Source organism: Streptomyces lunaelactis, assembly GCF_003054555.1.
Lineage (GTDB): Bacteria > Actinomycetota > Actinomycetes > Streptomycetales > Streptomycetaceae > Streptomyces > Streptomyces lunaelactis.
On sequence record NZ_CP026304.1, the window covers coordinates 7,758,505 to 7,781,950 of the forward strand.

Here is a 23,446-nt window from a genome sequence, read left to right on the forward strand (position 1 = left end):
GTCCTGGCGCATGGGTCGAGAAGTCCGAGTCCGGGGGGCCGTACGGGCCGGTCTCGGCCCGATCGGCACCAAATGGGGGCCGGACGGCTCATCCGATGGAACCGGACTGAGCTGACGCGATGATGCGGCGGGCGGCCCCGCCTCGGCAGCGCCGCTTCGCCCGGCGGGCCGTGCCGAGACATCCGGGGTGCGATGGTGCGCGGCGGCGTTGGGCCGAAGAGCCAGTACCAGGGCCGAACCGCCCCTGCCGGGGGCTCCGCCCGGGGTGCGACGGTGACAAGGGGAACCTCTCCCCTCAGCCGGACGGAAGGCGGTGGGCACGATGGAGCTGCCCCTGGTCGTGGGAGTTGACGGATCGGAGTCCAGCCTCCAGGCACTCGACTGGTCGGTGGACGAGGCAGCGCGTCATGGAGTGCCACTGCGGCTGGTGTACGCCTCCAAATGGGAGCACTACGAAGGCGTCGCACTTGCCGGGAGCCTCGGCCGTCCCGATGAGCGGGTCCTCGCGGAGAACACCGTCGGATCGGCCGCCGAACGTGCCGGCCGACGCAACCCGGATGTGAAGGTCTCGGCCGCGGTACTGACCGACGACGCGGCGACGGTGCTGCTGCGCGAGAGCCGTAATGCCTCGGCGGTGGTCACGGGATCGCGCGGCCGTGGGGAGTTGAGGGGACTGCTGCTGGGCTCGGTCGGTCTGGCCGTGGCGGCCCGGGCGCACTGCCCGGTCATCGTTGTGCGCGGCGACAAGGCGGCGCTCGGGAGCACGCACGGGCGGATCCTCCTCGGCGTAGCCGACACCCCCGGGGGACGGGCGGCGGTCACGTTCGCCCTGCGCGAGGCCGAAACCCGCGGCTGCACCGTCGATGCGGTCCGTGCCTGGCGCCGCCCCGCGCACGAGACGACGGACCATCCGCTGCTCGCCGGCGATCCTGCCCGCTATCACGAGGAGCAGGCCGCGACGCTGCTGGAGGAGGCGCTCGGAGAACTCGTACGCGACAATCCGGCCGTGCAAGTGCACCGGACCGCCGTCGAGGGCCCGGCCCACACGGTGCTGGTGCAGCGCTCGGCCGCCGCGGATCTGCTCGTCGTCGGCGCACAGCGGCGCCAGGGCCATTTCGGTCTCCAGCTCGGCCGGGTGGCGCATGCCGTGCTGCACCACGCAGACTGCCCCGTGGCTGTCGTGCCGCAGCTGGTGTGATGGCGTGCCGCCTCACGACAGGACGTGTCGAAGTGCCGCCGAGCAGCCGCAGCCGTAGCGGGGCTCCACTCCGTCGCGTCATCTCCAGGCCTGCGGACCGACATCAGGGCCTGCCGTCCCCAGGTGTGGACCGTGTGGCCCTGATCCCGCCGCTGCTCGGGGCACCAGGATGGCGGCGAAGACAACGGAGCAAGGGGCTCGGTCGGTGACCCCCGTTGGGGAATCCGGTCCCGATCGCGCGCCAGAAGGCGGGAATCGTGAAGGAGACGCTTCCGCTGGGCCGGATCGCGGGAATACGCGTCGGGCTCCACTGGAGTGTGCTGGCCATCGTCGTCCTCGTCGCGCTGACTCTCGCACGAGGGCGGTTCCCCTCTGCGCACGCGGGCGAATCGGCCTGGGTCTACTGGGGACTTGGGATCGTCACGGCGATCGTCTTCCTTGTGTCGCTGCTGGCACATGAGCTCGCACACGCCGTTGTCGCGCGTCGCAACGGTATCGAGGTCGAAGGCATCACGCTGTGGATGCTGGGCGGAGTCGCACGGCTGCGCGGCGAGGCGAAGGACCCGGGTGCGGAACTGCGTATCGCGGGCGTGGGACCGCTCGTCAGCGCTGCGGCAGGGGTGCTGTTCACAGGAGTCGCGGTCTGGCTGGAGATCCTGGCCGTGCCGGGGCTCGTGGTCGAGGCCATGGCCTGGCTGGCTGCCATCAATTTCGTGCTGGCAGTGTTCAACGCTGTTCCCGCAGCGCCACTGGACGGCGGTCGAGTGCTGCGCGCGTTCCTGTGGTGGCGCAGCGGCGACCGGGTGCGGGCAGCGCTCAGCGCCGCGAACGCAGGGCGGGCGCTGGGCTGGTTCATGCTGTTCGCCGGCTTTGCATCGGTCCTGGTCACCGGGGATCTCGGTGGCCTGTGGTCGGCTCTCATCGGCTGGTTCCTCATCGCCGCCGCGACGGCGGAGGTGCGGGAGGCACAGCTGCGGGGCGCGCTGGCCGGGTTGGCGGTGCGGCAGGTGATGACACCTGACCCCGTCACCGTCGCGGCCACGGACACGGTCGAACATCTCTTGAGCACCACGCCGTTCGGCCGCTATCGCCATTCGACGCTTCCGGTCGTGTCGCACGACGGGACGCCGGTCGGTCTGATGACGGTCGCAAGGATCAACCGCGTGCCTGTGGAGGCGCGCTGCGCCACCGCCGTGGCAGGCGTCATGTGCCCATTGACCGATGTGGCGACGGCGGAGCCCGGTGAAGCCGTCATGGACCTTCTGCCGCGTCTCGAGTCGAGTGCCGAGCGGCGCGCCCTGGTGCTGGACGACGGACATCTCGTCGGCATCGTCGCTCTGTCGGACATCACTCGCGCGGTTTCGTGGCTGACGACGGCGACACGTTCAGGGCCAGTCACAACTGCCAAGCAAGGGAGGCACGGTGATGGATGACCAAGCCAGAGCCGGCGGCGGTGCGGCTCTGCGTTCGGGGGCGGCAGCACCCCAGGGACGTATCGATGTCACGCACGTGTCCGGCCAGTCGTACGCAGTGTTTGTGCGCGATCACGAACTGACCGTCGACCAGCCGGTCGACGCGGGAGGCTCCGACGAAGGGCCCACCCCCGTGGAGCTGTTCGTCTCCTCGCTCGCTTCGTGTGCCGCTTATTACGCAGGACGTTTTCTGGAGCGCCAACACCTGCCGAACGAGAGCCTGCGGGTGCGGGCGGAGTTCGACATGGCCGATGACCGCCCGGCGCGGGTTTCGGCCGTGCGCATGAGGATCGAACTCCCCGAAGAGATCGGCACGGTGCGGCGCAGGAGCCTGCTTGCTGTTGTCGATCACTGCACGGTGCACAACTCGCTGCGTGTCCCTCCCGAAGTCAGCGTGGGTGTCGGTTGATGTCGGCCGGACAACTGTCCAGGGCGGGGCGATCGATCCCCTGGCCTCGCCGCCGCACTCGACAGGACAGGACGAGGGTGCAGGCATGAATCAATCGACGTACGAGTGCCTGATTGTGGGCGTCGACGGCTCGGCTGCCTCGCTCGCCGCGCTGCGCTGGTCGGCCGCTCAGGCCAGGTTGTTGCGGACTCATGTGGTCGCGGTTCACGCCTGGCTGCCGACGGGCGCGCGTCGCGCACCGTACGCGCCTGCTGCCGAGCTGCCCACGCCCGAGCAGGACCGCCGGCGTGCGGCAGAGAGGCTCCACGGCATGGTGTCCCGCCTTCTCGAACTGGACCCGGAAGCACAGGTCCGCACCCTGCTGGACCAGGGGTCGCCCGTCCCGGTACTGCTGCGCCACGCCCGTCACGCTCTGCTGCTGGCCCTGGGCCGCGGGCCGCGTGTGGACATCACCCTGCCCGCCCTCGGCTCGGTGGCACGGGATTGTGTCCGGTGCGCCAAGTGCCCGGTGGTCACAGTGCCCGAGTCGCCGTCCGAGCTCACGGCATGCCCGGTCCCGCTCGGCGAGGACTCGGCAGTGCGGCTGGAACAGGCCTGAGCGTCTGACCCGGTCGGCCCATACCGGGGGACGTTCGGCCCAGGGCGTGAGCCACCTCCGGCGTGTTCGACTGAGCACGCCACCCTGCGGGTCTGCGGGGCGGGTGCCGGGGCCGGTCCTCGCGTGGCGGGCTTCGCTGAGGGCGGGCAGCGTGGACTACGGGGGCACAGCGAGAGAGGCGACAGGCCATGGAGAGCAAAGCATCGGCGGGCCGGGTTGTGGTGGGTGTCGATGGTTCGCCGTCGTCGCAGTCGGCTCTGCGGTGGGCGATGAGGCACGCCGGTCTCATCGGGGGCGTTGTGGAGGCGGTGTAGTGCGTGGGAGCTTCCGGGGACGCACGGCTGGTCGGCTCCGGTGGTGGACGCCGGTCTCGACGAGGAGGTCGCGCATTCCCGGTTCGTCGGAGAGCTGTGAAGCGTGGTCGGGGACGCGCCGTCCGTGGAGGTGCGGGAGCGTTTCGTGCGGGGTAATCCGACGGAGGTGCTGCTGGCCGCGGCGGAGGGGGCTGAGGTTCTGGTGGTTGGAAGCCGGGGCCGGGTGGATTCGTCCGTGCACTCCTGGGTTCTGTGAGCCAGCAATGTGCTCTGCACGCGACGTGTCCGGTGGTCATCGTCCGGCTGGACAGCAAGGCCGGAGTGGACCCGACCGAGGCCGCCTGAGCCACGTTGCCTGCGTCCTGCTCGGCAGGGGGACGGCGAACGGCGCCTTCGCCGACAAGAGGGAGGCGGGACGGTGCAGCGCGCGACACCGGCGATCGAACTCAATGCCCTGACGAAACGGTACGGGAAGACCATCGGCGTCGAGCGGCTGGACATCACCGTGAACAGGGGCGAGGTGTTCGGATTTCTCGGCCCCAATGGGGCGGGCAAGACGACGACCATCCGCTGCCTCGTCGGGCTCCTGCGGCCGACCTCCGGGCGGGTCCGTGTGCTGGGCCTGGATCCCATAGCCGACCACCTCCGGCTGACGCCGGCACTTGGTTATCTGCCCGGTGAGCTGCGGCTGTACCCGGAGTTGACAGGCAGGCAAACGCTTGAGCTGCTGGCCGACCTGCAGGGGGCGGCGGTCCCGCGCTGCGCGGAACTGTGCGAGCGGCTCGCGCTGTCCGACGCCGTCCTCGGGCGCCGAGTCCTGGAGTACTCGCGTGGGATGAAGCAGAAGCTGGGACTCGTCCAGGCCTTGCAGCACGACCCCGAGCTGGTGGTGCTCGACGAGCCGACCGAAGGCCTGGACCCGTTGGTTCAGGAGACGTTCTTCGAACTGTTGGCGGAGGCCGTGGCGGCGGGACGCACCGTTCTGCTCTCCAGCCATGTGCTGCCCGAGGTGCAGCGCACCTGCGAGCGGGTGGCGATTGTCCGGGACGGGCGCCTGGTGACCGTACGCAGAGTGGCGGCCCTGCGCGATGCCCGCGCCAGAAAGGTCCGGCTCACCTTCACCGACGGCCAGGGGCGGCGCCCGCTCGGTGCGGCCGAAGAGTGGGCGCCGAAATGGGAGGGCGAACAGGTCGAACTGCTCGTACCGCCCGATCAGGTGGTGGGCGCCCTTCGCGACCTGCTCACACTGCCGGTCGGAGACCTGACGGTCGAGGAAGCGGGCCTGGACGAGGCCTTCCTCGACTTCTACCGCCATCCTGATGCCGAGGACCAGCCGTGAGGAGCCGCTTTGCGCTGTTGTGGCTGGCGCTGCACCGCCGCCGTCGGATGCTGGCGGCGCTGGCCCTCGGGATGGTCGTCTTCGAAACCCTCATCGTGGTGATCGCCAACACGATTCCGCCCACGCAGCTGTTCGGCGGGCAGGGAGGAACGCCGCCGGGTGCGTTCAAGGCTTTCAGCGGTTCCACCGGCGATGTGTCGATCGCCAGTTACCCCGGACTGCTGGGCGCCGGACTGGTCCACCCTTTCTGGATTGCCATGCAGCTCACGGTGATCGGCTCGCTCGCAGCCGCCGCGGTGGCTGCGGACGTGGAGTCCGGGACGATCGAACTTCTGATGGTCCGGCCCGTCTCCCGGGCACGGCTGCTGGCCGAGCGGACGGCCGCCCTCGTCATCGCCTCCGTGCTGCTCAACGCGGCGGCCACGGGCACCATGGCCGCCGGAGTTCTGCTCTCACCGCGCCTGCACCGCGAGGTGCCGATCACTGGTGTCTTCTCCGCAGGGCTGCTCGGCTGCGGTTTCGCCCTCTGCCTGACCGGTTTCGCGCTCGCCGTCTCGGCATTGGGTCGAAGGAGAGGTCAGGTGGTCGGGGCGACGATAGCCCTCGGATCCGTGGGATTCGCCGTGAACTTCGTCGCGCTGGCCTGGTCCAGGGCAGCGCAATTGCGCTTCGTCAGCCCGTTCCACTACTACACACCGGGTGACGCGCTTGCCGACGGCACGGTCCCGTGGGTCTCGTTCGGCGTACTGGCAGGTGCCGGTCTGGCCGGACTGACCGCGGCGTTCGTGCTGCTCGCGCGTCGGGACCTCGCACCGTAGCCAGAGGCTTGAGAGCGCCCGGGCGCCGACGAGTGCCGCCACGCACTGTCAACGATGGGCGACGACGGCGACGGGTGCGTCGGCGTGGTGCATCACCGCATGGGCTACGTGGCCGATGTGCGCACCCACGGGACTGCGCCGAATACGGCGGCCGACGACCACCAGATCCGCGAGGGCGGCCGCATACAGCACGTGCTGCGCGACCGGGCCGACGACGGCCTTCTCGACGACGTTCACCGACGGGAACTCCTCCCGCCATGGAAGCAGCAGGTCGCTGAGCGTCTGCGCCACCCGCCGTTCCACGTCCGATTGGATCCCCGGATCGAGGGCCGGTGCGTAGCTGAAGCCGAGAGGCAGGCTCCAGGCGTGGACGACCTGCAGGGTGCACCCGCGCTGTGCGGCCTCGTCAAAGGCGAAGGCAAGGAGCCCGTCGCAGGAGTGATCGATGTCCACGCCGACTACCACGTCCCGGTACGGGCCCGTGCCCTCGACCGGCTCGTCGCCGGTGCCCGGACCGGTCTCCCCCTTGCCCTTCGAACTGGTGGCCCTGACGAGTACCACGGGCCGTTCGGTGGCACTGATCGTTGCCATACTGACGGAACCGATGAGAGAGCCCGGCATACCCGTCAGCCGGCGTGAACCGATCACCAGCATCTCCGCCTTCGAAGCCTCGGCGGGCAGGGAGGCTGCGGGCCGCCCCGGCAGCCGGCCTGTGGTGACCTCCAGGCCCGGATGGCGCTTGCGCAGTTCGTCGGAGGTGCGGCTCAGGAGGGTGTCGGACCATCGGCGCTGCTCATCCGGGCTGACCAGGCGGACCACAGCCGTCGTGGGCCAATCGTCCGCATGGACGAGGTGCAGGCGGTCTCGGCGCAACGCGGCCTCACGTGCCGCCCAATGGGCCGCGGCGATGCTTTGCGGCGAGCCGTCCAGGCCCGCGGTGACGGTTCCCGTCATGGTCGGGGCCTCCTTTGGCCGGCCCGTGCGGACCCGAACGGGTCCGCGCTCCGCTCAGTGCACCGGCATATCCACATCGATGTCCGCCTCCACGTTCACCACGCCCGGCACTGCCCGGGCGGCCCGGGCGAGCACGTCCGGAAGTGAGGTATCGGAAACCGTGCCGGTCAGAGTGACGAGCCCGTCCTCGACATGCACGTGTACCGTCCCTGAGGCGACCGGGACCAGCTGCGCGACCAGCTCGCTCCGTACCTCCTCCGCGATGTCGGCGTCGGGACGGAGATAGATCTTCAGCAGATCGCCACGGCTGACGACACCCACGAGGTGACCCTCGCCGTCGACGACGGGGAGCCGCTTGAGATGCCCGCGCGCCATCAGCCGAGCGGCTCCGGCGACCGTGGCGTCAGCCGACACCGTCATTGCCGGAGCGGTCATCAGCTGACGTGCCGTCACCGCCCCTGACGTGTCGTCCCCCTGCGCCTTCACCAGCAGATCGGCCTCGGAGACCACGCCCGCGACGCGACCGTCGCCCATGAGAACGGGCAGGGCGCTGATCCGCCACTGCCGCATGCTCTCGACCATTTCCCTGATCGGCGCATCGGGGCCAACCGCGATCACGGCGTGGGTCATCACGTCACCAACAGTTCGCAGATGCTTCATGACCGACCTTTCGCAGTGGTTTGCGATTCTTTGTCATGAGTATCCGTCACGAGCCGTACGACGCATAGGGCCGACCGGGAACGACTGGAGAGCCGTTCGGACCTCGGCCCGCCCGATCGGCCCCTGCCAAGCGGGCTGCGGCCTGCGGGCAGAGGGTCAAGGCTTGTTGAGTGGACCGGAGGCGTGCAGCGTGGCCAGGCGCCGGCGGTACTCCTCCTCGTCGATCTCGCCGCGGGCGAATCGCTCGGCAAGCACCTGCTCCGGTGACGGCACGTTCGGGCTGTGGGTGTGCTCGGGAGTCTGGCCCAGGGCGCGGAAGAGCAGAACGGCAACGGTGATGATCAGTACCCAGAACAGGATCATGCTGGCCGACATCGCGAACCAGCCCCAGCCGCTGACGTCGTGGTTGAACCAGAACATCATCATGATCACATCCTCGGTCGCCCGGACTGCGGGTGCGGACGCGCTGTCCGGCTTGGCTCATGCGTCACTGCCATCGTCGCCGGATGTTGGTCGGTGGGTGCAGAGTCCACTGGTCCCGGGCTGTTGGGCCGGTCAGCCCCTACCGGGGGGGCGGAGGCCGACGAGCGGGGGAAGCGTGGCGTGACACGAGGATCCGAGGGAACCTTCAAGGTCCGATGCTGACCTTTCGCTGACTCCCAAGGGGCATCCAGGCGCCTGAACTGCGGAAACGCTGCCGCGGAGGCTGGACTCCGATCCGTCGACGCCCACGACGAGGGGCAGCTCCATCGTGTCCACCACTTTCAAGGGCCTTCTCGATACGAGTTCCCTGACAGCACCGTCGCACAGCGGACACCTTCACACGTAGGGGCGTTCGGCCCTGCTGGGGGACATGTGGCCCAACGCTCGCTCGTTGGTGCGACCGATGCGGCAGGCGGGATGCCACGGAGGGCGAGGCTGGGCGAGCCGCTGCCGGGCCGGCCGGACGGTGGCCGAAGGCCGGTCGGCCCTCTTTGCTGCCCCGGGTAGCCCCTGGGAGCCGTGATGCCAGAACCCGACGCTGGTCACGGCATCGGTTACGAGGAGGCACAGCCATGACCGAGACTCAGCCGCAGGTGCACGCGCTTCTGACCGACGGTTCGACCGTGCGGATACGGCGGGCAGGGCCGGACGACCGGGACGAGGCTCTTCGGCTACCGCAGTGGCCGCCCCGTCGACATCGAGGGGCTGGAGCAGCTCCTGCTGAGGTTGTCCCGCATGGCCTGTGATCTGCCGCAGCTGGCGGAGACCGACCTCAACCCCGTCGTGGCCCGGCCCGGCGGCGTCAGCGCCCTTGACGTCCGCGTCCGGCTGCTGCCACGGCGCGCCCCCGACCCGTACCTGCGCCGGCTGCGCTGAGTGCTCCGTCCGCAAGGCGGAGTAGAGAAGGAGGAAACGAGAATGAAGCACACGAAGGTCGGCACCGTGATGGCGGACGGCGTCGTCAACGCCCAGTACGGCACCGGGTTCAAGGAGATCGCGAGGCTGCTCGCCGCAAACCGCATCAGTGGGCTGCCGGTCGTCGACGACGACGAGAAGGTCATCGGCGTCATCTCCGAGACCGACCTCATGCTCCGGCAGGCGGAAACAGCGGAGCCGGGCGCCCGTGAACGCAGCCGTTGGCTGTCGCGGCTGACCAGGTCCGGTCGCCGTGCCGCCGCCAAGGCACAGGCCCGCACCGCAGGCCTGCTGATGTCCGCTCCGGCCATCACCGTGCATGCCGACGAGTCGATCGCGGCCGCCGCCCGGACTATGGCACAGCACCGCATCGAGCGGCTGCCCGTGGTCGACGAAGAGGACCGTCTCGTCGGCATCGTCACGCGCCGCGACCTGCTGCAGGTCTTCCTGCGCCGGGACGGGGACATTCGCCGCGAGGTGATGGACGAGGTGGTCATGGGCGCCCTGTGGCTCGTGCCCCAGACCATCGCGGTCAGTGTGCATGAGGGCGTGGTCACCCTGAAGGGCGAGGTGGAACGCGCCAGCGAGAAGCCCATCGCGTTGAATCTGACGAGTCGGATCGACGGTGTGGTCGCGGTGGTCGACGAACTGACCTACCGCCTCGACGACTCGCATCTGCAACCTACCGAGCAGTCCCTGCACGGTGTCACCGAAGGCTGGCTGCGCAAGCTGTGAGGAGGGGAACGATGTGACAACCAGTGTGCTCGTCGCGTACGCCACGAAGAGCGGGTCTACGGCCCGGATCGCCGAGATCATCGCCGAAGCCCTGCGCGAGCAGGGCCTGCAGGCCGAGGTCCGTCCCGCCCGGGAGGTCCTCAAACCGGCCGGGTACGACGCCGTGGTGCTCGGCGGCGCGCTGTATGCGGGCCGATGGCACAAGGCGCCCTCCGCTTCGCCCGCCGGCATCAACGGGCTCTGGCCGGTCGCCCGGTGCGGTTGGTCAGCAGCGGACCGCTGGACGCATCCGCGAGCGAGCGGGACATCCCGCCAGTGAAGGGGGTGGCCCGTGCCGCGGGCCGGCTGGATGCCCGCGGACACTTCACCTTCGGCGGTTGCCTGGAGGAGGGAGCGCGGGGCTGGATCGCCCGGTCGCTCCTCAAGCAGGCCGCGAGCATCGCCAAGGAACTGGAGGTGTAGCAGGTCGCGCGCTGAGTGCCCGACCTGCAACTGATTCATCGCCAGGGCTCCTCGGAACGAGGGCAAAAGGTGCGGGCGCCGCCGCTGAACCCCTGGCTGCCCAGGGCCAGAAGCTCAGCCTCCGCGCCCGCCGACAGCAGGGCAGCAGCTGCGGGCTGCGTAACGCAGAGCGCGGCGCCGCTCTCGGGGGTGGGTTGCGCTCAGCCCTGCTCGACGACCACGTGCGGCACTGCGTCCAAGACGCACTCCGCGCCGACCAGGCCGAAGGTGAGGCCAAGGGCGAGAACTCACCCGGGCTCTGCGCCGCACAATGCGTCTGTGACCGCCTCTGCGGCCCGCGGGCCAGGGACAGCGGGTGGAAGCGATGGCGAGCCCGCGCCCATCGGCCCCGAGTCGTGGTTCTCACTCGATCGCACCTCACAGCACTGGCTGCAGGGTGTGCTCACGCCCAGACCGTTTTCAGGCTTCTTGTGGGAGCATGCTCCCGGCCATTGGTTTGGCCGCGCTGCCGACGTCTACGTATCCGTTGGGCGCAGGCCGGCCAGGGCGAGGTCCACGGCGTCTTCGGCCCAGCCCATGCGGCCGCCGCGGCCGGCCATGTAGTCGGCGTAGAACGGGCCGAGGAGTGCGGAAACGGCCGCTTCGAGATCGGCGCCGGGGCGGATCTCGCCGCGGTCGCGGGCCTGTTCGAGGACCTGGCGCAGCAGGGTACGCCGGGGGAGCACGGTGCGTTCGCGCAGCAGGGCGAGGAGTTCGGGGGTATGGGCTTCCTCGGCGAGGCATGTGCCGATGAGTGCCATTCCGCGTACGCGCTCCACGGTGGCGGCGAAGTCCTTGAGGATCGTGATCAGGTCGGCTCGGGTGTCTCTGCTCGCGGGTGGGGCTTCGGCCATGCGCAGGGCCGCCAGCGCGGCGGTGAGGAGGTCGGCCTTGGTCTTCCAGCGCAGGTGGATGGTGGACTTGCTGACCTGTGCGGCGGCGGCGACCTGGCTGAGGCTCATCCGGGTGTAGCCGTGCGAGGCCAGCAGTTCCAGGGCCGCCTGGAGGATGGCGGCGTCCTTCTCGGCCGATCGTGGCCGCCCTGCACCCTTGGTCTCCGTTTCACCCATCCGGACAGGATAGGCAGAAATCCGTACCGAGTGGTTCGGTGCGGATTCCTGGACTACGAAGGGTGAGGTAATGGTCAGAACTTGTCGGTGTTGTCCTGGACCCACTCACGGAAGGTGCGGGCCGGGTGGCCGGTCAGCTCCTCGACGGCGGCCGAGACGGGCAGCGCGGCGGCGTCGGGCCGAGCACCTCCAGTACGGAGGGTACGAGCATTTCCGGCAGGTGTCCCAGGTCGCGCAGGGCTCCGCCCGCCTCCTCCACGCTCAGTTCCTCGTACGTGGCTGTCAGGCCGAGGGCGTCGGCGACGATGCCGGTCTGCTGGGCAGGGGTCAGCGCCTCAGGGCCGGTGAGGAGGTACGCCTTGCCCTCGTGGCTGGGCTCGGTCAGTACGACGGCGGCTGCCTCCGCGATGTCGCGGGTGTGGATCAGCGGCAGCGCGGTGTCGGCGAACGGGGCCCGCACGTCGCCCTCGGAGCGCAGTGCACCGGTCCACTGCAGGATGTTGTACGCGAAGCCGGACGGGCGCAGGAACGTGGCGGGCACGCCCGCCTGGTTCAGCGCGTTCTCGGCGACCTCGTGGTGCATGCGGATGAAGTTCGGCGTGCTCGGGCACGCATAGGCGGGGGCTTTCGTCGTTCGTACGGGGCGGGGTGGGCGGGGGGTCAGGCGCCGCTGGGGGCGCCCGCGATGTGGAAGTTGAAGTCGGCGTGGCCGAGCGTGTCCCACAGGCGCAGCCAGATCGGCAGCAGCATCTCGGTGCTGCGGGCGGTCTCGATGGTGCCCAGGTCGATGACGGCAGTCTCGGGCCAGCCGAAGGAGACCAGCAGCCCGGTGACGGCCTTCTTCGCATCAGTGTCGTCGCCGGAGACGAACACGGTGTGCTCGCCGGCGACCCGGGCCGGCTCGACCATGATCTGGCAGTTCATGGTGTTGAGCGTCTTGACGACCTTCACCTCGGGGAAGGCGCGCTGGATCTGCTCGCCGAGGCTGTCGGTGTTGACCGGGGTCAGCGACGGGGGCATACCGTGGGAGAAGTCCAGCGGGTTGGCGATATCGATGAGGATCTTGCTTGCCAGGTTCGCGGCGCCCGCGGCGTCCAGGGCCTGCAGGGTGCCGACACCGGCGGTGGTGTTCACAACGCTCTCGCCCCAGGCCGCCGCGTCGGCGAAGGTCTCCAGGCGGACCTGCTCGTTTCCCGCCAGCCAGTTGGAGAACGGCGGGTTGCCGTAGCCGTCCGGCTCGGTGCGGGCGAGGGTGGCCTTGGGGTCGCGGGTGCCGATGACGACCTCGTGACCGAGAGACGCCAGCTTGGCGGCGATCGTCCGACCGACGACGCCGGTGCCGAGGACTGCGTAACGCATGAGGGGGACCTTTCGGGGGAAGTTCGACGTCTCGACGGAGTCCGTCTGGCGTCTTCCTAAATCTAAACCGAGTGGCTCGGTATTTCAAACGCCTATGCTGTTGGCATGGGGAAGACACACGCGGATCGCTGCCACGGTGCCGCAGGGCGGCCGCGCTGCCCGGCCAAGGAGGCCGTGATCCTGGACGCGGCGCTGATGCTCCTGTCCGAGCGAGGCTTCACCCGCATGCCCCTGGACGGCGTCGCGCGGGCTGCCGGGGTCAGCAAGGCCACCATCCATCTGCGTTTCAGGACCAAGACCGAGCTGGCCGCCGCCGCGCTGAAGACCCTGCGTCCCTCCTCCGCGCCGCCGGAGACCGGGGATGTGCGCGCCGACCTCGTCGCCCAGCTCGCCGACTTCGCCGCCACCCTCACCCGAACGCCTGGAATGGCCCTGATCGGCACCTGCCTGGCTGAAGAGGCCCACACCCCTGAGCTGCTGCAGCTCTTCCGTGAGTGCGCTGTTCAGCCCCGCCGCGACGCGATGCGTCGACTCCTGGACCGGGCTTGCGTGCAGGGTGTGCTCGCCTCCGGCGCAGATCCGGACGCGGTGACCTCCGCCCTGCTCGGCGCCTCCTACGCCGACCACCTCGCCGGACGTACCACGGCCGAAGGTTGGGCCGAACGCACCGTGGCCGGCGTACTCGCCCTGCCTGTATGCCCGTAGCTGCCGCGCTGGCGGCCCGGCCGTACGCGAGGTGTGGGCAGGGATGGGCGTGGATCCGGTTCTCACGGACTCACCATCACGGCTTACCTCGCGGACTGTGACGCGCGCCACGCCCATCGGGGGAAATGGCTCGCTGGTGCCATGGAGTTACAAATACCGATCCACTTGGTTTTGATATTGAGTCGCCGCGACGCACAGCACGCACCATCACGTCCCCGGTGAGAAGCGCCATGAGTGCACCGCGCACCCTGATCGTCCTGGCCCACCCCAACCTGGCCGGTTCGCGTGCCAACGCCGCGATGATCGAAGCCGTCAAGGACCTGGACAATGTCACCGTCCACGACCTCTAAGCCGCCTACCTGAATTTCCGCTTCGACGCCGAGCGCGACCGGCAGCTCATCCGCGAGCACGACCGTGTCGTGCTGCAGTCCCCCCTTCCAGTGGTACGGGATCACCCCGCTGCTGAAGCAGTGGATGGACACCGTCCTGTCCATGGGCTTCACCTTCGACGGCTCGCCGTCCGAGATGCGCGGAAAGCGGGTCCTGCTCGCGGTCACCGTGGGCAGCAGCCCCGACAGATACAGCCCCGACGGACTCAACCGCGCCACTGTCGACGAACTGCTGCTCCCTGTTGTGCGCAGCATCGAACTGTGCCAGGTCGACTACCTTGGCGCCCTCAAGCTTTACGGCCTCATGTTGGGCACCATCTCCTCACCAGCGGCGACATCCCCGCCCAGGTCTGAAAGGGCACGGCACGATCCCCAGGGGCGGCAGGCACACGGCATTGGCCCGCCGCCCCACCTGATGTGGCCTGCGGCCTCAGGCCTCGCCCAAGGGCCTCTGCGTGGAGGGCGGCCCGGGCGGCTCCTCGAGAATGCTCCACGCAACCGGGCCCAGCAGGTCGGCCAGCCGCTCGAAGACATCCAGGAACAGGTCGTCCACCGTCAGGACGCCCACGACACGGTGTCCGTCCAACACGGGCAGTCGGCGTATCCCGGACCTGCGGAAAGCCCGGTACGCCTTGTGGATGTCATCGCTCGCGTCCACCGTGACCACATTCGAGGACATCACCGTATCCACCCGCTCGTCTGGGTCCAGGCCCCTGGCCAGGGCGCGCACCGCGAGGTCGCGGTCGGTGACGATGCCGCGCAGCGTCCCGCCCTCCGTGACCACCACGGAACCCACCCCGTACTCGTCCATCTGCCGGGCCACCTCTCCCAGTGGCGTCCGCGTCGGGACGGCCACTGCCGGCGAGCTCATCGCATCGGAGATCTTCATCGGCCGACTCCTGATTCACAGCCCTTGGGAGAGCAAAGCTGGTGACTCACGCACCTCAGGCTGCCTGCTCCTCCAGGAGTGCACCACCTGGAGCGGCAGCCGGCGGCGCTGAGCTTGGCTGCCCAGCCAGCGGCAGCCAAGTTCTCGGGCGATCCGTCCAGGCCAACAGCAATGGGACCCGAGTCGCAGATGCTGCTGCCTTTCAGCCTCGGCGCTGGTCGGCCGGGCACCCCAGAGGCCGATGCTGCCAGGGGTCGGACACCCGGCCCTGTGGTCGCTCCGATCCCGCCTCCGACTCCCTTTACTCCATTGCGGTCTGTCGACCTCCCGCCCTGGCCCAGGACGGCCACCCGGCCGCAAGACCCCCGGTCCATCCCGCGTCACGACGTGCACGCAGTGCGCAAACTGGACCCCACGAAGCAACGGACGAAGAACTCAACGACGGCACGTTCACGCGATGTCCTCGCCGCGGCGTGCAGTCCGGGCAGCTGAAGGACATCCGGGCGTTCGACCCCGAGCGCCAAGGCCGCTGGTCGTTGAGCTCGCAGCAGGCGACGCTTCGCCGGCTGGACAAGTCGTTCGCAGCGTTCTTCCGGCGGATCAAGGCCGGGGACACGCCCGGATACCCGCGCTTTCGTGGCGTGAACTGGTTCGACACGGTGGACTTTCCCAAGGACGGCGACGGCTGCCGCTGGGACTCCACCCCTCACGACTCAGTCACCCGAGTGCGTTTCCAGGGCGTCGGGCACGTCAAGGTCAATCAGCACCGCACGGTGGTCGGCAAGGTCAAGACCGTCAGCGTCAAGCGCGAGGGCCGTAAGTGGTTCGTCGTGCTGACCTCCGAGCACAACCAGCCCGAACCGCTGCCCAAGACCGGCAGCGTGGTCGGCATCGACCTGGGCATAGCCTCGTTCCTCACCGATTCAAACGGCGTACATGTCCCCAACCCGCACCACGCCCGCAAGGCCGCCGCCAAGCTCGAAGCAGCCCAGCAGGCACTGTTCCGGTTCCCACGCCGCAAGGCCAAGGACCGCACCCGCAACCACCAGCGGGCCGTGGAGAAGGTCGCGACCCTGCACGGCAAGGTGCGACGCCAACGGCTCGACCACGCACACAAGACCGCGCTCGGCCTGGTCCGTGAGCACGACTTCATCGCGCACGAAGACCTCAAGATCCGCAACATGAGCAAGGCCCCCGCACCGAAGCCCGACCCCGAGACGCCCGGCAGCTTCCTGCCCAACGGGGCAGCGGCCAAAGCGGGACTCAACCGTTCAATCGCTGACGCCGGATGGGGGGTGTTCCTCGCGATCCTGAAAGCAAAGGCCGAGAGTGCCGGGCGGGAAGTGATGGCCGTGGACCCCCGCAACACCTCCCGCACCTGCCCCGAATGCGGGCACACCGCGAAGGAGAACCGGCCCATACAGGAAAAGTTCCACTGCGTCAGCTGCGGCCACCAGGCGCATGCCGACAAGGTCGGGGCACTCAACGTTCTACGGGCCGGGCTGGTCCGTCGCAACGCCAACCAGGCACAGCGAGAAGCCCCGTCCTCCAGGACGGGGAGGAGTCACACCGAGGTTGTAAGTGCACCCACCCACCCGTCGCGGGCTGCTGCCGTCATCCAAGAGGGCCACGGCGCAACCGTGGTAGGGCTCCGGAAGTAGCGCCCCAGCACGCCGACAGGCACTCGCGGACCACGGCGCCGGTCCGCTGCTTCCGCCGTGCTTCCGGCTCGCGCGGGTCCCTTGGGCCCTCTGCGAGGACCTGTGGCCCCTCCTGCTCCGTGTCGGCGCCCGCCACTGTGGCGGCATCACGACGTTCTCGGACTCGGAGGTCCCCAGATGTCCCGCACCGTCACCGTCGGTCTCGACGGTTCCCGAGAAAGCATGGCGGCCGTCGACTGGGCCGCGCGGGAGGCGCTCGCGCGCGGCCTGCCGCTTCGACTCGTCCATGCCTGGGACCTCGAGCCGGACGTGCACACGCCGCTCATCGGTCCGGACACGCGCCGCCATTGGGCCGAGCGCACACCGCGCAAGGCCGCGGAGTGGGTACACAGGCACCATCCCGGGCTCAAGGTGGAGACGGCGATGAGGTGCGGGGAGCCGGCTGCGGTTCTCTGTGAGGCGGCGAACGAGGCCGATCTGCTGGTCCTCGGGTCCCGAGGGCTCGGCGCGATCGCTGGCTTCGTCGTCGGGTCGGTGTCCCTGGCCGTCGTCGCCCGTACCCGCCACCCCGTCGTACTGGTCCGGGACCAGGAGCCGCAGGTGTCGGCCGGTGCGCCCGGGGCGGTGAACGGCGACGTCGTCCTCGGAGTCGACATCTCCCATCCGTGTGATGAGCTGCTGGAGTTCGCCTTCGCCCATGCCGACCGGCACAGGGCCGGGTTGCGCGTGGTGCACAGCTGGAACTTCCCGCTGGTTTGGGGTTCGGATGCGGCAGCGGCGGCCGTCGTGCTCAAGGGCGACCTGGAGGCGGCGAAGACGGACGCCCTGGCTGCGGTGCTCCTGCCGTGGCGGAACAAGTTCCCTGAAGTGCGGGTCACCGAGGAATGCCGCCTGGGCCGTCCCGCCTCCGACCTGCTGGCCGCAGCGCGCGGTGCCCGTCTCGTGGTGGTCGGACGCCGCAACCGCACGTCCTCGATCGGTACGCACACCGGGCCCGTGACGCATTCCGTCCTGCATCACTGCGCCGCCCCGGTCGCTGTGGTGCCGCACGACTGACCGACGCGTCCGACCGGCGCCGCTGCCCGCCTTCTGGGCAGCGACGCCACGCGTGCTGGTGCTCCAAAGGATCAAGCGTGGGCAGGCAGGCAACTTGCTCCGGCAGTATTACGCGGCGGCCACAGGTCCCTGGCTGACGGGACCAAGGGCCCCGTCTCCACGGATCCGGCAGGGCCGGACGGCAGTGCGCCGGGCTCCGGAGGGCTCTGTGCCGTGACTTCAGGAGTGGCGAGCATCGACCGGGAGGGCGTCGCCGGATCCGGCCGTGGGCGCCACGCCGAATGTTCGGAGGCAGCGATGACCGTGGTGGCACAGCCCGTGGTGGCACAGGCCGAGGGCGCCGGGCTCGAACGGGCCTGGCACGGCTTCGAGGGGCAGCACTGGCGTGAGCGGATCGACGTACGCGACTTCATCCAGGCCAACTACACCCCGTTCCCGGGGGACGGCGGCTTCCTCACCGGCCCGACCGACCGAACATACCGAGTGTGGGGGAAGGTCTCGGCGCTGTTCCCGGAGGAGCGTCGCAAGGGGGTTCTGGACGTGGACACTGCCACCCCGGCCACCATCACCTCGCACGCCCCGGGCTACATCGACCAGGACGACGAGCTCATCGTCGGCCTCCAGACCGACGCCCCGCTCAAGCGCGCGATCATGCCGAACGGCGGCCTGCGGATGGTGCAGAGCAGCCTGCGTGCCTACGGCTACGAGCCGGATCCGTTCGTCACGCGCGTCTTCGGTACGTACCGCAAGACCCACAACGAGGGCGTCTTCGACGCGTACACGACCCAGATGCGGTCGGCCCGCAAGGCAGGCATCATCACCGGCCTGCCCGACGCGTACGGCCGCGGCCGGATCATCGGCGACTACCGGCGGGTGGCGCTGTACGGCGTGGACCGTCTGATCGAGGCCAAGTATGCCGAACGCACCGGACTCGACGCTCTGCCCTCTACGGAACCGGTCATCCGGGACCGCGAGGAGATCGCCGAGCAGATACGGGCCCTGGACGAGCTCAAGCAGATGGCCGCCGGTTACGGCTGCGATGTCTCACGCCCCGCCACGACCGCCCACGAGGCAGTCCAGTGGCTCTACTTGGGGTACCTGGCCGCGGTGAAGGAACAGAACGGCGCCGCCATGTCACTCGGCCGCGTCTCCACCTTCCTCGACGTCTACCTGGAGCGCGACCTCGCGTCGGGACGCATCGACGAGACCCGTGCCCAGGAGCTGATCGACGACTTCGTCATCAAGCTGCGCATCGTGCGGTTCCTGCGCACGCCCGAGTACGACGAGCTGTTCTCGGGCGATCCCACATGGGTGACCGAGTCCATCGGCGGCATCGGCACCGACGGCCGGCCCCTGGTCACCCGGACGTCCTTCCGTTTCCTGCAGACCCTGTACAACCTCGGCCCCGCCCCCGAACCGAACCTGACGGTGCTGTGGTCGCCCCAACTGCCCGATGGGTTCAAGCGGTTCTGCGCCCAGGTGTCCATCGACACCAGCTCCATCCAGTACGAGTCGGACGAGCTGATGCGGCCGCGCACCGGCGACGACACGGCGATCGCCTGCTGCGTCTCCGCCATGGCCGTGGGCAGGCAGATGCAGTTCTTCGGCGCACGGGTCAACCTCGCCAAGGCGCTGCTGTACGCGATCAACGGCGGGCGCGACGAGATGACGGGCGAGCAGGTCGCCCCTCTGTCGCCGCCGCTCATGGGCGAGTATCTCGACCACGACGAGCTGGCCGCCGCCTACGACCGCGTGCTCGACTGGCTGGCGGAGACCTACGTGGGAGCCCTCAACGTCATCCACTTCATGCACGACAAGTATGCCTACGAGCGCCTGGAGATGGCCCTGCACGACCACCCGGTGCAGCGGACCCTGGCCTGCGGCATCGCCGGCCTGTCCGTCGCCGCCGACAGCCTCTCGGCCGTCAAGTACGCCCGGGTGAAGGTGATCCGGGACGACACCGGGCTGGCCGTGGACTACGAGGTCGAGGGCGACTACCCGGCGTACGGCAACAACGACGACCGCGCCGACGACATCGCGGTGAGACTGGTCCGCTCGTTCATGGCCAAGGTGCGCCGCCACCCCACCTACCGGCAAGCCGAGCACACCCAGTCGGTGCTGACCATCACCTCCAACGTGGTCTACGGCAAGCACACCGGCAACACCCCCGACGGCAGGCGCGCCGGACAGCCCTTCGCACCGGGCGCCAACCCGATGAACGGCCGGGATCGTCACGGCATGGCCGCCTCCGCCCTCTCGGTCGCCAAGATCCCCTACGACGAGGCCCGCGACGGCATCTCCCTCACGTCGACGGTCACTCCGGACGGCCTGGGCCGCAGCGCCGGCGAGCGCGTCGGCAACCTCGTCGGACTGCTGGACGCCTACATCGCCTGCGGCGGCTTCCACATGAACGTGAACGTCCTGGACCGGGCGACCCTGGAAGACGCCATGGAGCACCCGGAGAAGTACCCGGACCTGACGATCCGCGTCTCCGGCTACGCCGTCAACTTCGTACGGCTCACGAGCGAACAGCAGCGCGACGTCATCAGCCGCACGTTCCACGGCGCGACATGAGCACCGGACACACAGCACCCGCGGAAGGCGGGACGGCGAGCGGCCGTCCCGCCGCCGATGGGCTGACGGGACGGGTCCACTCATGGGACCTGTCCACCGGCGTGGACGGCCCGGGAACCCGCTTCGTTCTGTTCACCAGCGGCTGTCCGCTGCGCTGCCTGTACTGCCAGAACCCTGACACCTGGCGCTTGCGCGAAGGCCGCCCGGCCACGGTCGACGAGGTGATGGCGGAGATCGGTAAGCATCGTGCCTTCCTCACAGCCGCGGGCGGGGGAGTGACCCTCAGCGGAGGCGAGCCCCTGCTCCAGGCCCGCTTCAGCGGTGAGGTGCTGCGCCGGTGCAAGGAGCTGGGCATGCACACCGCGCTGGACACCTCCGGTCTCCTCGGCGCACGGGCCGGGGACGACCTGCTCGCCGACACGGACCTGGTTCTGCTCGACATCAAGTCCTTCGACGCCGGGACCTACCGCCGACTCACCGGCGGCGCGCTGGCCCCCACACTCTCCTTCGCCACACGCCTGAACCGGCTCGGGGTCCCCATGTGGATCCGCTACGTACTCGTCCCGGGATGGACCGACGACGAAGAGGCCGTCGACGGCTTGGCCGCCTTCCTCGCCGGGCTCGACAGTGTGGAACGCGTTGACGTCCTGCCCTTCCACAAGCTGGGTGCCCCCAAGTACGAAGCCCTCGGCATCCCTTTCCCCTTGCGCGCCACGCCCGCGCCGGATGTGCAGTTGGTGGAGCGGGTCCGGGGACAGTTCCGCGCCCACGGTCTGCGCGCGGACTGACCCCGTGGCCCGGTCGCCGGCGGAGGGCCGAAGGTCCCGTCCAGTCCGGCGACCGGGCCACGGACGGCAGTCCCGAAGGGCCTCTGCGTGGGGACTGTTGCCACCCGATTCCGCACCGCCCGGGTGACAGGGTCAAGTCATGGCCGAGGCGCCGTGGCCGGCGGAGGCAGCACTCTCCGGCGAGAACTCCACGTCGCGCCTTGAGCACAACTCCCTTCTCCCACTGTGCCGAGGAAACATGTCCTTTCACGTCGACTCCGAGACCGGCCTGCTCAAGCAGGTCATCCTGCACCGGCCCGACCTGGAGCTGAAGCGCCTGACCCCGACGAACAAGGACGCGTTGCTCTTCGACGACGTTCTCTGGGTCAAACGAGCCCGGGAGGAGCACGACGCCTTCGCCGACACCCTGCGCGACCGCGGAGTCCGTGTTCATCTCTTCTCCGACCTGCTCACCGAGACCCTGGCCATGCCCGCCGCCCGCACCCTCGTCCAGGACCGCGTCTTCGACGAGCGCGAGTTCGGCCCGCTCGCGACCGACAAAATGCGCGCGCTCTTCGACTCCCTGGAGCCGGCCGAACTGGCCAAGTGCCTCATCGGCGGTGTCACGAAGAGGGAGTTGCTCGGGCGCATGAGCCCGGTGCCGAGCGTACGGCTGCACGCCATGGCACCCGACGATTTCGTACTGGCTCCGCTGCCCAACCATCTGTTCACGCGGGACACCTCGTGCTGGGTGTACGACGGCGTGAGCGTGAACCCGATGAAAAAGCGGGCGCGGCGCCGCGAGACCGTCCACTTCGAGGCGATCTACCGGCACCATCCCCTCTTCGAGAAGGGGGAGTTCCAGCGGTGGACGGGCGGGGAGGCGGCCTATCCGTCCACCATCGAGGGCGGCGACGTCCTGGTCATCGGCAACGGCGCGGCGCTCATAGGGATGAGTGAACGCACAACCCCGCAGGCCGTGGAGAGCCTGGCCCTGCGCATGTTCGCCGCGGGCTCCGCGCGCCGTGTGGTGGCGCTTGACCTGCCCAAGAGCCGTAGCTTCATGCACCTGGACACGGTGATGACCATGCTCAGTGGCGACACGTTCACTCGTTACGCGGGGCTGGGCATGCTGCCGTCCTCCACGATCGAACCCGGCCCCGGAGGCCAGGGACTGAAGATCACCGATCACGAGCCCGAGGACATGGACCAGGCCATCGCCGACGCCCTTGGCCTCGATTCCATCCAGGTACTCACGCCCAGCCAGGACGTCCGCTCCGCAGAACGGGAGCAGTGGGACGACGGCTGCAACGTACTGGCCGTGGAGCCCGGTGTCGTCGTGGCGTACGAGCGCAACGTCACCACCAACACCCATATGCGCAAGAACGGCATCGAGGTCATCACCATCCGCGGCAGCGAACTCGGCAGGGGCCGCGGCGGCCCGCGATGCATGAGCTGCCCGATCGAGCGCGAAGCAGCCTGACACGCCGTCAACTGCCCTTCTGCTGCAAGAACCCTCACTCGTCGAATAATCAAGGAGCCGAGCCGCCATGGCCGTCGAACTGCGTCACCGTCCCTTCCTCAAGGAACTCGACCTCACCCCGGATGAGTTCCGCCACCTACTCGAGCTGTCCGCCCAGCTGAAGGGCGCCCGTTACGCGGGCACCGAAGAACCGCGCCTGCGTGGCAAGAACATCGCGGTCATCTTCGAGAAGACTTCCACGCGCACGCGCTGCGCGTTCGAAGTGGCCGCACACCAGGAGGGCGCCCATGTGACCTACCTGGAGCCCTCCAGCTCGCAGCTCGGCCACAAGGAGTCCATCAAGGACACCGCCAGGGTCCTGGGGCGCTACTACGACGGCATCGAGTACCGCGGCAGCGATCAGCGACTGGTGGAGGAACTGGCCCAGTACGCCGGCGTCCCGGTGTGGAACGGGCTGACGGACCAGTGGCACCCCACACAGTCGCTCGCGGACGTGCTGACCATGTGGGAGCACACCGACAAGCCGCTGACCCAGGTGTCGTTCGCCTACCTCGGCGATGCCAGGAACAACGTCGCCAACTCCCTCCTGATCAGTGCCGCGATGCTCGGCATGGACGTGCGCATGGTCGGCCCCCGCTCCCTGCACAGCGCCCCCGAGGTGGTGGCCGAAGCCCGCAGGGCAGCAGCTTCCACCGGGGCGAGGATCACCGTGACCGAGGACATAGCCGAGGGCGTGACGGGCGTCGACTTCGTGTACACCGATGTGTGGCTGTCCATGGGGGAGCCCCCGGAGATGTGGGACGAGCGGATTGCCCTGCTCAGGCCGTACCAGGTGACCATGGACGTGCTCAAGGCCACCGGGAACCCGCAGGTGAAGTTCCTGCACTGCCTGCCGGCCTTCCACGACAGCGACACCACCGTAGGCGCGAAGATCGCCGCACGGACCGGCATGACCGCGATGGAAGTCACGGACGAGGTCTTCGAATCCGCCCACTCCATCGTCTTCGACCAGGCGGAGAACCGGCTGCACACCATCAAGGCCGTCCTGGTGGCCACCCTCGCCGACTGACACCCCTCCGTCCGCACCCCTAGGAAAG

Annotated in this window: 20 protein-coding genes and 5 pseudogenes; 18 read left to right on the forward strand and 7 right to left on the reverse strand. The window is 69.2% G+C overall.

The features are described 5' to 3' along the window. Positions 1-322: 322 nt before the first annotated feature. From SLUN_RS35430 to SLUN_RS35460, 7 genes and pseudogenes are all read left to right on the forward strand, one after another. Positions 323-1,198 (forward strand): universal stress protein, encoded by an 876-nt coding sequence (locus tag SLUN_RS35430; protein ID WP_175313951.1) that lies wholly within the window; start codon positions 323-325, stop codon positions 1,196-1,198. A gap of 257 nt (positions 1,199-1,455) precedes the next feature. Continuing rightward, positions 1,456-2,631: a site-2 protease family protein gene (locus SLUN_RS35435; RefSeq protein WP_175313949.1), complete on the forward strand. Its 1,176-nt coding sequence runs from the start codon at positions 1,456-1,458 to the stop codon at positions 2,629-2,631. Positions 2,632-2,707: 76 nt separating this feature from the next. Next, the gene (locus SLUN_RS35440) at positions 2,708-3,079 is read left to right on the forward strand and encodes an OsmC family protein (protein ID WP_257153857.1); all 372 of its coding nucleotides are present in this window, start codon (positions 2,708-2,710) and stop codon (positions 3,077-3,079) included. Positions 3,080-3,164: 85 nt separating this feature from the next. Beyond that, entirely contained in the window at positions 3,165-3,677 is a 513-nt protein-coding gene (locus SLUN_RS35445; RefSeq protein ID WP_108153998.1) for a universal stress protein, read from the forward strand. 188 nt (positions 3,678-3,865) lie between these two features. Further along, a pseudogene (locus SLUN_RS35450) lies at positions 3,866-4,336 on the forward strand (universal stress protein). A 73-nt stretch (positions 4,337-4,409) separates the two neighbouring features. Then, complete coding sequence (locus tag SLUN_RS35455) at positions 4,410-5,330, forward strand: ABC transporter ATP-binding protein (RefSeq protein WP_108153999.1); 921 nt, start codon at positions 4,410-4,412, stop codon at positions 5,328-5,330. Continuing rightward, the gene (locus SLUN_RS35460; RefSeq protein WP_159100407.1) at positions 5,327-6,148 is read left to right on the forward strand and encodes an ABC transporter permease subunit; all 822 of its coding nucleotides are present in this window, start codon (positions 5,327-5,329) and stop codon (positions 6,146-6,148) included. Before SLUN_RS35455 ends, SLUN_RS35460 begins: the two co-directional genes overlap by 4 nt. A 48-nt stretch (positions 6,149-6,196) precedes the next feature. Here the strand turns inward: SLUN_RS35460 and SLUN_RS35465 are convergent, their stop codons facing one another. The 3 genes from SLUN_RS35465 to SLUN_RS35475 all read right to left on the reverse strand — a co-directional run bounded on the left by SLUN_RS35465 (position 6,197) and on the right by SLUN_RS35475 (position 8,185). Next, entirely contained in the window at positions 6,197-7,102 is a 906-nt protein-coding gene (locus tag SLUN_RS35465; RefSeq protein WP_108154001.1) for a universal stress protein, read from the reverse strand. A 54-nt stretch (positions 7,103-7,156) separates the two neighbouring features. Next, positions 7,157-7,762 (reverse strand): CBS domain-containing protein, encoded by a 606-nt coding sequence (locus tag SLUN_RS35470; protein WP_254710336.1) that lies wholly within the window; start codon positions 7,760-7,762, stop codon positions 7,157-7,159. A 156-nt stretch (positions 7,763-7,918) separates the two neighbouring features. Beyond that, positions 7,919-8,185, reverse strand: a complete 267-nt coding sequence (locus tag SLUN_RS35475; protein WP_175314313.1) for an SHOCT domain-containing protein — start codon at positions 8,183-8,185, stop codon at positions 7,919-7,921. Positions 8,186-8,908: 723 nt separating this feature from the next. Between SLUN_RS35475 and SLUN_RS35480 the strand changes: the two are divergent. From SLUN_RS35480 to SLUN_RS35490, 3 genes and pseudogenes are all read left to right on the forward strand, one after another. Further along, positions 8,909-9,121, forward strand: a pseudogene (locus tag SLUN_RS35480) (acetate--CoA ligase family protein); the annotation flags it as partial. A 42-nt stretch (positions 9,122-9,163) separates the two neighbouring features. Continuing rightward, the gene (locus tag SLUN_RS35485) at positions 9,164-9,895 is read left to right on the forward strand and encodes a CBS domain-containing protein (RefSeq protein ID WP_108154003.1); all 732 of its coding nucleotides are present in this window, start codon (positions 9,164-9,166) and stop codon (positions 9,893-9,895) included. Between the two features lie 13 nt (positions 9,896-9,908). After that, a pseudogene (locus tag SLUN_RS35490) lies at positions 9,909-10,357 on the forward strand (flavodoxin domain-containing protein). 515 nt (positions 10,358-10,872) lie between these two features. Here SLUN_RS35490 and SLUN_RS35495 read toward each other — a convergent pair. The 3 genes from SLUN_RS35495 to SLUN_RS35505 form a co-directional block, all read right to left on the reverse strand. Then, on the reverse strand, positions 10,873-11,466 hold the full coding sequence (locus SLUN_RS35495) for a TetR/AcrR family transcriptional regulator (RefSeq protein ID WP_108154004.1): 594 nt from the start codon (positions 11,464-11,466) through the stop codon (positions 10,873-10,875). Positions 11,467-11,599: 133 nt separating this feature from the next. After that, complete coding sequence (locus SLUN_RS35500) at positions 11,600-12,049, reverse strand: Rossmann-fold NAD(P)-binding domain-containing protein (RefSeq protein ID WP_108154005.1); 450 nt, start codon at positions 12,047-12,049, stop codon at positions 11,600-11,602. 77 nt (positions 12,050-12,126) lie between these two features. Then, positions 12,127-12,825, reverse strand: coding sequence for an NADPH-dependent F420 reductase (locus SLUN_RS35505; protein WP_108154006.1), 699 nt, complete (start codon positions 12,823-12,825; stop codon positions 12,127-12,129). Positions 12,826-12,930: 105 nt separating this feature from the next. On the opposite strand from SLUN_RS35505, the gene SLUN_RS35510 reads away from it, so the two are divergent. Together SLUN_RS35510 and SLUN_RS42475 are read left to right on the forward strand one after the other, a co-directional pair. Next, positions 12,931-13,530, forward strand: a complete 600-nt coding sequence (locus tag SLUN_RS35510; protein WP_108154007.1) for a TetR/AcrR family transcriptional regulator — start codon at positions 12,931-12,933, stop codon at positions 13,528-13,530. A gap of 414 nt (positions 13,531-13,944) precedes the next feature. Further along, a pseudogene (locus SLUN_RS42475) lies at positions 13,945-14,223 on the forward strand (NAD(P)H-dependent oxidoreductase); the annotation flags it as partial. 126 nt (positions 14,224-14,349) lie between these two features. On the opposite strand, the gene SLUN_RS35520 reads toward SLUN_RS42475, so the two are convergent. After that, a complete protein-coding gene (locus SLUN_RS35520; protein ID WP_108154008.1) occupies positions 14,350-14,808 on the reverse strand; it encodes a CBS domain-containing protein in 459 nt (152 codons plus the stop codon). Positions 14,809-15,278: 470 nt separating this feature from the next. Between SLUN_RS35520 and SLUN_RS35525 the strand changes: the two are divergent. From SLUN_RS35525 to argF, 6 genes and pseudogenes are all read left to right on the forward strand, one after another. After that, positions 15,279-16,334 (forward strand): annotated as a pseudogene (locus SLUN_RS35525) (RNA-guided endonuclease InsQ/TnpB family protein); the annotation flags it as partial. Positions 16,335-16,646: 312 nt separating this feature from the next. Then, positions 16,647-17,525 carry a universal stress protein gene (locus tag SLUN_RS35530; protein ID WP_108154009.1) on the forward strand — a complete coding sequence of 293 codons (879 nt, stop codon included), beginning with the start codon at positions 16,647-16,649 and terminating at the stop codon, positions 17,523-17,525. A 297-nt stretch (positions 17,526-17,822) separates the two neighbouring features. After that, positions 17,823-20,099, forward strand: a complete 2,277-nt coding sequence (gene pflB, locus SLUN_RS35535; protein WP_108155117.1) for a formate C-acetyltransferase — start codon at positions 17,823-17,825, stop codon at positions 20,097-20,099. Next, positions 20,096-20,887 carry a pyruvate formate-lyase-activating protein gene (gene pflA / locus SLUN_RS35540; RefSeq protein WP_175313090.1) on the forward strand — a complete coding sequence of 264 codons (792 nt, stop codon included), beginning with the start codon at positions 20,096-20,098 and terminating at the stop codon, positions 20,885-20,887. Before pflB ends, pflA begins: the two co-directional genes overlap by 4 nt. A 238-nt stretch (positions 20,888-21,125) precedes the next feature. After that, the gene (locus SLUN_RS35545; RefSeq protein WP_108154010.1) at positions 21,126-22,349 is read left to right on the forward strand and encodes an arginine deiminase; all 1,224 of its coding nucleotides are present in this window, start codon (positions 21,126-21,128) and stop codon (positions 22,347-22,349) included. 67 nt (positions 22,350-22,416) lie between these two features. Further along, complete coding sequence (gene argF, locus SLUN_RS35550; RefSeq protein WP_108154011.1) at positions 22,417-23,418, forward strand: ornithine carbamoyltransferase; 1,002 nt, start codon at positions 22,417-22,419, stop codon at positions 23,416-23,418. The last annotated feature ends 28 nt before the right edge of the window (positions 23,419-23,446 follow it).

Excerpts from the sequence above, each read along its gene's own strand:
- SLUN_RS35430 (WP_175313951.1), top strand. The coding sequence starts at position 323 with ATGGAGCTGCCCCTGGTCGTGGGAGTTGACGGATCGGAGTCCAGCCTC.
- SLUN_RS35445 (WP_108153998.1), top strand. The coding sequence starts at position 3,165 with ATGAATCAATCGACGTACGAGTGCCTGATTGTGGGCGTCGACGGCTCG.
- SLUN_RS35465 (WP_108154001.1), bottom strand. The coding sequence starts at position 7,102 with ATGACGGGAACCGTCACCGCGGGCCTGGACGGCTCGCCGCAAAGCATC.
- SLUN_RS35470 (WP_254710336.1), bottom strand. The coding sequence starts at position 7,762 with ATGAAGCATCTGCGAACTGTTGGTGACGTGATGACCCACGCCGTGATC.
- SLUN_RS35475 (WP_175314313.1), bottom strand. The coding sequence starts at position 8,185 with ATGATGTTCTGGTTCAACCACGACGTCAGCGGCTGGGGCTGGTTCGCG.
- SLUN_RS35485 (WP_108154003.1), top strand. The coding sequence starts at position 9,164 with ATGAAGCACACGAAGGTCGGCACCGTGATGGCGGACGGCGTCGTCAAC.
- SLUN_RS35495 (WP_108154004.1), bottom strand. The coding sequence starts at position 11,466 with ATGGGTGAAACGGAGACCAAGGGTGCAGGGCGGCCACGATCGGCCGAG.
- SLUN_RS35500 (WP_108154005.1), bottom strand. The coding sequence starts at position 12,049 with ATGCACCACGAGGTCGCCGAGAACGCGCTGAACCAGGCGGGCGTGCCC.
- SLUN_RS35505 (WP_108154006.1), bottom strand. The coding sequence starts at position 12,825 with ATGCGTTACGCAGTCCTCGGCACCGGCGTCGTCGGTCGGACGATCGCC.
- SLUN_RS35510 (WP_108154007.1), top strand. The coding sequence starts at position 12,931 with ATGGGGAAGACACACGCGGATCGCTGCCACGGTGCCGCAGGGCGGCCG.
- SLUN_RS35520 (WP_108154008.1), bottom strand. The coding sequence starts at position 14,808 with ATGAAGATCTCCGATGCGATGAGCTCGCCGGCAGTGGCCGTCCCGACG.
- SLUN_RS35530 (WP_108154009.1), top strand. The coding sequence starts at position 16,647 with ATGTCCCGCACCGTCACCGTCGGTCTCGACGGTTCCCGAGAAAGCATG.
- pflB (WP_108155117.1), top strand. The coding sequence starts at position 17,823 with ATGACCGTGGTGGCACAGCCCGTGGTGGCACAGGCCGAGGGCGCCGGG.
- pflA (WP_175313090.1), top strand. The coding sequence starts at position 20,096 with ATGAGCACCGGACACACAGCACCCGCGGAAGGCGGGACGGCGAGCGGC.
- SLUN_RS35545 (WP_108154010.1), top strand. The coding sequence starts at position 21,126 with ATGTCCTTTCACGTCGACTCCGAGACCGGCCTGCTCAAGCAGGTCATC.
- argF (WP_108154011.1), top strand. The coding sequence starts at position 22,417 with ATGGCCGTCGAACTGCGTCACCGTCCCTTCCTCAAGGAACTCGACCTC.